Consider the following 7299-nt stretch of genomic DNA (forward strand, 5'->3'; position numbering starts at 1 on the left):
CAGCTGCTGATCGAGGACTTCCACCGGCGGTTGGCTGATCCGGAGCCATCTATACTAAAAAACATTTAAAATCCCGATTTTACCGATATTTTAGAGCCTTAAGTTTTCTTATTTTTATTAATATTCCAATTTCTCGCCATGTTTTCTAAGTCAATCTAAGATGTCTTATTTTTATTTTAAAGAACAAGAAAACAAGTTTTTACTCTCGGCTACTCTAAAGAACCATAGAGTATTAAAAACTTTTCAAAAACTATCCAAAAACCACTCAAAATAACAAAAGTAAATGAAAAGTTGCTGTAATTATTTATGTGAGAACTAAGCAAAAGGAGAAAAATAATATGCTTAATGAACTATATAACGACGTAGAGTACAAAACACTTCTCGAGCATATAGCCAATCAATACAAAGGACAAGCGGTGCTAAATAGACAACAAACGGCTAAACTTCTTAGTGTTGGCACGTCGACTCTTGATTTGCGCATATCGTAGGGCAAGGATATTCCTCACTATATTAAAATGGGCGGTGCAATGAATTCTCGTATGGCGTTTGCGATCTCGTCAAATTTAAGCGAGTTTTTGTTGTTCTTGGCTACTACTAAATTTAAGCGGATTGAAACCGACCCAAAATAATAAAGCCTTACAAGCTAAACTAAATAAATTTAGCTTGTAAGCGGTTAAATTTAAAACGGATATTTGTGATTTCCCATGCCTTCGACGGTGATCCATTTTAGCTCGGTCATCTCCTCGATAGAAAAATGCCCGCCCTCGCGACCAAGCCCACTCATTTTTACTCCGCCGAAGGGAATATGCGCCTCGTCTTGCAATGAAGGGCCGTTTACGTGCAGTATCCCCGTTTCTATTTCCTCGGCGCAGCGCAGATAGTCCGCGACATTTTGAGTGATGACAGTCGCGCTTAGTCCATAATCCGTACTATTAGCTAGTTCTATGGCCTCATCTAAATCTCGCGCTTTGATAATAGCCGCAACCGGCCCAAAAGCCTCGGTTGAAAAGATTTTCATATCAGTCGTAACGTCTGCAACGGTGGTCGGCATATAAAAGTTGTTTTTGCTCGTGCCACCTGTTAGTATCCGCGCGCCTTTTTTCTTTGCGTCGAGAATTAAATCATCGATAAATTCGCATTGTTTACGCTCGATAAGCGGCCCGATAATAGTGCGCGCATCGGTCGGATCGCCGACTTGTAAAATTTTAACTTTTTCCGTAAATTTGGAAACGAAATCGTCATAAATTTTTTCATGCACTATGATGCGCGAGCCTGCCATACAAATTTGACCTTGGTGCATAAAGATACCGAAAAACGCGGTATTTACGGCATAGTTAATGTCCGCATCTTCGAGAACCAGAACGGGACTTTTTCCACCTAGCTCAAGGGTGCATTTTTTCATATTTTTCGCCGCGCTTTGAGCTATATGCCTACCGACCTGGGTCGATCCCGTAAATGTTATCATGGATATACGCTTATCTTCTTGAAATGTTTCGCCAAGCACCTCTTTTGAGCACGGAATGATATTTAGCACGCCGGCCGGCAAACCGGCCTCTTGCAGGATTTCGCCGAATACCAAACCGCAAACGGGCGTGTTTGATGATGGTTTTAATACAAAGCTATTTCCCGCCGCTATGGCAAAGGCAAATTTTTTTACTACTTAGAATCATTGGCGCATTAAACGGCGAAATTCCGGCGATCACTCCCCGCGGACGACGAATAACATACGAAAAAACCCCGTCGTCGTTTGAAACGAAAATTTGTCCGGTCACGCGTCTAGCCTCACCCGCCGCAACGCGGAATATATCGCTAACGACGCTAATTTCAAAGTTGCATTTTGCGATCGTCGAGCCGCTTTCTCGTATCAATATGCCCCCTAATATCATCTGCTCTTCTTTCAAAAATTTCAGCCGCCCTTAAAAGCACGGCTTCCTTTTCGCGAGGAGTTGTTTTTGCCCAAAGCTTTTGCGCTTTATGCGCGCTTGCGATGGCTAGTTCGATATCTTCCTTGCTAGCCATATGCGCTTTGGCAAACACCGAACCGTCGGCGGGATTTATGCTATCTACGATAGTGCCGGCGCTTGAGCTTACATACTTGCCGTCTATATATAGTTTGTACTCTTTCACGATATTTTCCTTGCCAGATTTTAAAGCTTGATTATATACTAGAAATTTTTACCGTATATTAAATTTGCTCAGTTTCCAGAAAGACCCTGCGGGCAAAGCTCTCCGCCTAGCTCATCCGTGTCGTCGATGCAAAGTAGAAATTTAAATTTCATTTTAAAATCCTCGATTTTTAAGTCAAATTTAACTATGCGTGAAATAAAATTAACTTTTTATATTTTAACAGTATTAATATCGTTAAAAACGTATTTTACAAAATATATAATAAAAATTTCATTTCCAAGGAGTTATTAATGAAAAGGATTGGCCTGATCGCCTGCTGTACTGCGATGGCGCTACACGACGAAGTGTTTACGCTAGGACAAGTCGAAGTCGTAGAAAACGCCCCTGGCGTACAAAAAAGCGACGCAAACGTCGTCGTCTTAGACGAACAAAAGTTGCAACGAGACGAGATAAAGCGCCTCTCGGAGGTCGCTTACAGCACGCCGGGCGTTTACGTAGATAAAAAAGGTCCGCGCGCAGAGCAAAATTTCTACGTTCGCGGCTTTGACGCGCGCAGAGTGCCGCTTTATATCGACGGTATTCCCGTTTATATCCCGTATGACGGCAACGCGGACTTTGGACGATTTACGATATTTGATCTTAGCAGGATCGATATCTCAAAAGGCTCTAGCTCCGTGCTTTATGGCCCAAATACGATGGGCGGTGCGATAAATTTGATTACCAAAAAACCGACGAAAGAGCTTGAAGGCAGCGTCGGCTACGGCTTTGAGACGGGTAGAAACGCCAAGACCTACGGCAACAACGTTGATTTTGGTATCGGCACTAAGCAAGAGCTATTTTACGTGCAAGCCGGCGGTAGCTATATGGAGGATGCTGGACAGCAGATGTCTCATGACTTTAAACCGGGCGTTACTCGCAACGAAGACGGCGGCAGACGCGATAACTCCGTACAGCGCGATAAGAAATTTAATATAAAATTCGGCTTCACGCCAAATGAGACCGACGAATACGCGATCGCCTATATCAATCAAAAAGGCGAAAAAGAGCAGCCGTACTATACGGGCCGTTACGCTAAATACAACATGGCAAAACGCTTCTGAGAGTGGCCGAGATGGGATAAAGAAAGCATATATTGGCTATCTCATACGCAGTTTGAAAACAGTCTATATATAAACACCAAAGCCTTTTATGACAAATTTGTAAACGACCTAAACGGCATCAAGCCCGCGATGTTTAACAGCCACTACCGCGATAAAGGTTATGGATTTGGCACAGAGATAGGCGGCGATATCGGCGATAGAGATGCGCTAAAATTTGCGGTTAACTATAAATTCGACGAACACAAAGAGCACGACGACGGCGAGCCGGTGCAGACGTATCAGGATAAAACCTACAGCTTTGCGCTGGAAAATACCTACAAATTTACCGATTTTACGCGGCTGATTTTGGGCGTGAGCTACGATACTAGAGATGCGATCAAGGCTCAAGAATACGGCAAAATAACGTCTGCTACAAATACGCTTTATGACTTTGAGGTCGCCAAACGTCACACCTTTAACTACCAAGCCGCAATCAAACACAGCTTTGACGGCAATGACGAGCTTAGCGTTAGCTTTGCTAAAAAGACATATTTTCCTAGCATGAAAGAGCGCTACTCAAAACGCTTCGGCCGCAACGAGCCAAATCCATACCTAAAGCCTGAGGTCGCCAATCACTACGAAGTCGGCTATCAAAGAAGCTTCGGCGAGGCTTTGAGACTGGAGACTGCGGTATTTTACTCTAAGGTCAAAGACGCTATCGGCGAGCACAACATCATCGTAGGCGGCAAAAAGCTAGCTCAAGCCATAAACGTAGATAAAGCCGAATACAAGCTTTGAGCTCGGCGCGACCTATTTTGCGGGGCAAAATTTGGAGCTAGGCGGCAACTACACCTATATCAGCGCGAAATATAAAAGCGGTGCGGATAGTAGAGTTTACGACATACCTAAACACAAGGCTTTTGCTTACGTAGATTACAAGATCGTGCCTAAATTTAGCATTTACGCATCGCAGTATATGATCTCGAGCCGTTACTCAAACTCTTACAAAGTAACAAAACTAGCGGGCTTTGGCGCAACGAACGTTAAATTTATCTACAAACCTACCGAAAGCCTAAGCGTCGAGGCTGGCATATCAAATTTGTTTGATAAAAACTACGAGTATAGAGAAGGCTATCCGGAAGAGGGAAAGGTATTTTTCACGAATTTAAGATATAAATTCTAATTAGAATTTGCAAGGCGGATCGCTCCAAAAATGAGTCGGTCCGCATAAAATTTGACTCTATTTATATAATAAAATCTATTTTAAAATTTCTTTAGCTATACTTTACGAAATCATTTTAAAGGCGAAAAATGTTTAAAAAAATTATCCTCTTTTTCTTTGCGTTTTTGGGCTTTTGCTTTGCGATGACGCCCGAGCAGATCAAGGACTACATCGCTCAAAACAGCGAAAACATAGCTCAGCTGCAAGGCACTCCGTCTAAAATTTACGCTAGCTCGCCGCCGCTTTTATATATGCTCTACGCGCTTGATCCCACTAAAATCAGCGGATCAAATTTCGAGTGGAACGACTACGAGCGGCCCTACGTCAAAAAAGAGGTGCAAGAGCAGCCAGTCGTGGGCGGCTTTTTCGGCCAGGGTAAAATTCCAAACGTCGAGATGCTGCTACGCCTAAATCCAGATCTCATCCTCGTAAACGCAAGCTCGCGCAACACCAAAAAGATGAGCGAGGTTTTCGGCTCTATCAAAAAACCGATGCTCTATCTAAGCGCGACGAAGCTCGAGGATTATCTGGACGGGTTTGAAATTTTGGGCGAAGTGACGGGCAAGCAGGAGCGCGCGGCACGTCTCATAAACTACGCGAAAGAGTCGCTAAATTTAACCGCGCAGATCGAGGAATACATCAGGAAAAATAATCTGCAAAAGGTGAAAATTTACTACGCGCAGGGCGGCGACGGGCTAGCCACCGAGTGCGAGGGCTCGTGGCACGCGACGCTCATCGAGCGAGCCGGTGCGCAGAATGTGCATAAATGCAGCGAGGATCCAAACGCTAAATCTTTCGGGCGGGTAAAGATCAGCTTCGAGCAGCTCGTAAAATACGATCCCGACGTCATCCTCATCTACGAAAAAGAGCTGTTTGATAAAATTTACGGCGATCCCAAGTGGCAGCTGCTGGGCGCGGTGAAAAACAAAAAGGCCTACTACATCCCGCGCGAGCCATTTTCGTGGTTTGACCGCCCTCCTTCGTTTATGAGGTTTTTGGGGCTAAAATGGCTGGTAAATTTAATCTACCCCGAAGCGTTTAAATTTGACATGGTCCGCGAGACGCGCGAGTTTTACAAGCTATTTTTAGATCTTGAGCTCACAGACGAGCAAATTTATAAAATTTTAGGACGGGGCGCCGAGTGAGTAAAGAAAGATGAGCAAAAAGGCGTTTGCGTTTTTAGCCCTGCTGCTGGCGCTTTGCGTCGCGGGCTCGCTGCTGCTTGGCAAATACGGCTTTAGCGCAGAGGACTACGCGCGCTACGTCACGGCGCTGCTGCGGGGCGAAAGCTTAAAAGATTTCGAGGTCATGCACACGCTCCTGCTCGAGATCCGCCTGCCGCGCATACTTGCCTGCGTACTCATCGGTGCGAGCCTCGCGATCAGCGGCGCGGCGTATCAGGCGATGTTTGTAAACCCGCTCGTTAGCCCCTCGATCCTGGGCGTTCTAAGCGGCGCGGGATTTGGCGCAGCGATCGGGATGTTTTTCAAATTTAACGAATATCTTATCCAGCTTAGCACCTTCGCTTTTGGCTTTTTAGCCGTGCTTGTGGTCCTTGGCGTATCGGCACTTTACTCACGTAGCGGTAGCGTCATCGTGCTGGTTCTAGACGGCGTCATCAGCGGCTCGCTCTTTACTTCGCTGCTCTCGGTGCTAAAATACGCCGCAGACCCGAACGACGCGCTTCCGGCGATCACATATTTTTTTGATGGGAAGTCTTGACTTTGCATCAAAAAACTTCATAGCTATCTCTATCTTGCCGATGTGCATGGGCGTTTTACTGCTTTTGCTTAGCGGAAAGTACCTAAATGCGCTAAGTCTTGGCGAGGACGAGGCAAAGAGCCTTGGTATAAACACAACTTACGTTAAAATTTTTGTTATCGTAACGGCTACATTTGTAAGCGCACTAAGCGTAACGATCGCAGGCGTCATCGGCTGGATAAGACTTATCGTGCCGCATATCGCACGCTTTATCTTCGGCGCCGATAACCGCGCGGTGCTTGCTAGCTCGGCGATGATCGGCGCGATATTTCTGCTATTTTGCGACAGCTTCTCGCGGCTCATTTTTACCTTCGAAATTCCCATCGGCATCGTGACCTCGCTATTTGGCATTCCGATGTTTATCGTCGTGCTTCACCGCGCTAAAAAGGGCATTTGGCGATGATAGAGGTTAGAAATTTACACTTTGTCTACCGCGACAAGCCTATCTAAAAGGGATAAGTTTTTCTATAAACAATGGTGATACGCTAAGCATTTTGGGCGCAAACGACAGCGGAAAGAGTATCTTGCTTCGCATAATGCTCGGGTTTTTAAAATTTGAAGGCGAGGTGCTGATCGCAGGCAAAAGCGTGCGCGACTACGGCAAGCGTGAGCTCGCCTCACTCGTCGCCTACGTGCCGCAGACGCACGCGCCGTCCTATGACTACAGCGTCTTTGACGTCGCGCTGATGGGCGCGCTGTGCAGGACGCCGCTGTTTTCTAGCTTTAGCGCGGCGGATAAAAAGCTAGCCGAGCAGGCGCTGGAAAAGATGGGCATCGCGCATCTAAAAAACGCGCCCTACACGAGGGTTAGCGGCGGCGAGCGGCAGCTGGCGTACATCGCGCGCACGCTGGTTCAGGGCGCGAAAGTGATCTTTATGGACGAGCCGACCAATGGGCTGGATTTTGGCAATCAAATTAGGCTGCTAGAGATGATAAAGGGGCTAGGCGATGAGGGCTACACCTTCGTGCAGACGACGCACTACCCGCGTCACGCGAAATTCGTTTCAAATTTGACGCTGTTTATAAAAGACGGCGAAATTTTAGCCTTCGGGCGTAGCGAGCAGCTCATAAACGCCGAAAATATCGATAAAATTTACGGCATAAACTACG

Annotated in this window: 11 protein-coding genes; 8 read left to right on the forward strand and 3 right to left on the reverse strand. The window is 46.0% G+C overall.

Translation table 11 applies throughout. From position 1 onward, the window contains the following. Positions 1-338 precede the first annotated feature (338 nt). Positions 339-488 carry a hypothetical protein gene (locus tag Q0314_RS07815; RefSeq protein WP_298058021.1) on the forward strand — a complete coding sequence of 50 codons (150 nt, stop codon included), beginning with the start codon at positions 339-341 and terminating at the stop codon, positions 486-488. Between the two features lie 191 nt (positions 489-679). Here Q0314_RS07815 and Q0314_RS07820 read toward each other — a convergent pair whose 3' ends face one another. From Q0314_RS07820 to Q0314_RS07825, 3 genes are read right to left on the reverse strand one after another with little or no spacing between them, the layout of a single operon-like run. Continuing rightward, a complete protein-coding gene (locus Q0314_RS07820) occupies positions 680-1579 on the reverse strand; it encodes an aldehyde dehydrogenase family protein (RefSeq protein WP_366114619.1) in 900 nt (299 codons plus the stop codon). 40 nt (positions 1580-1619) lie between these two features. Then, positions 1620-1886, reverse strand: a complete 267-nt coding sequence (locus Q0314_RS11300) for an aldehyde dehydrogenase family protein (RefSeq protein WP_366114621.1) — start codon at positions 1884-1886, stop codon at positions 1620-1622. After that, the gene (locus tag Q0314_RS07825) at positions 1825-2127 is read right to left on the reverse strand and encodes an aldehyde dehydrogenase family protein (protein WP_298058022.1); all 303 of its coding nucleotides are present in this window, start codon (positions 2125-2127) and stop codon (positions 1825-1827) included. Before Q0314_RS07825 ends, Q0314_RS11300 begins: the two co-directional genes overlap by 62 nt. Positions 2128-2417: 290 nt before the next feature. Between Q0314_RS07825 and Q0314_RS07830 the strand changes: the two genes are divergently transcribed. The 7 genes from Q0314_RS07830 to Q0314_RS07860 all read left to right on the forward strand — a co-directional run. Next, complete coding sequence (locus Q0314_RS07830; protein WP_298058024.1) at positions 2418-3227, forward strand: TonB-dependent receptor plug domain-containing protein; 810 nt, start codon at positions 2418-2420, stop codon at positions 3225-3227. A 117-nt stretch (positions 3228-3344) separates the two neighbouring features. Beyond that, complete coding sequence (locus tag Q0314_RS07835) at positions 3345-4004, forward strand: TonB-dependent receptor (protein ID WP_366114625.1); 660 nt, start codon at positions 3345-3347, stop codon at positions 4002-4004. Between the two features lie 31 nt (positions 4005-4035). Beyond that, a complete protein-coding gene (locus tag Q0314_RS07840) occupies positions 4036-4389 on the forward strand; it encodes a TonB-dependent receptor (RefSeq protein ID WP_298058028.1) in 354 nt (117 codons plus the stop codon). 128 nt (positions 4390-4517) lie between these two features. Continuing rightward, on the forward strand, positions 4518-5573 hold the full coding sequence (locus Q0314_RS07845) for an ABC transporter substrate-binding protein (protein ID WP_298058030.1): 1056 nt from the start codon (positions 4518-4520) through the stop codon (positions 5571-5573). 10 nt (positions 5574-5583) lie between these two features. Then, positions 5584-6150, forward strand: coding sequence for an iron chelate uptake ABC transporter family permease subunit (locus tag Q0314_RS07850; protein ID WP_298058032.1), 567 nt, complete (start codon positions 5584-5586; stop codon positions 6148-6150). Then, positions 6137-6592, forward strand: a complete 456-nt coding sequence (locus Q0314_RS07855) for an iron chelate uptake ABC transporter family permease subunit (RefSeq protein WP_298058036.1) — start codon at positions 6137-6139, stop codon at positions 6590-6592. The genes Q0314_RS07850 and Q0314_RS07855 overlap by 14 nt, the downstream gene beginning before the upstream one ends. Before the next feature lie 91 nt (positions 6593-6683). Beyond that, positions 6684-7299 (forward strand): ABC transporter ATP-binding protein (locus Q0314_RS07860; RefSeq protein WP_298058033.1); only part of this gene is annotated, 616 nt, incomplete at its 3' end.

Source organism: uncultured Campylobacter sp. (genome assembly GCF_938040115.1).
GTDB lineage: Bacteria > Campylobacterota > Campylobacteria > Campylobacterales > Campylobacteraceae > Campylobacter_A.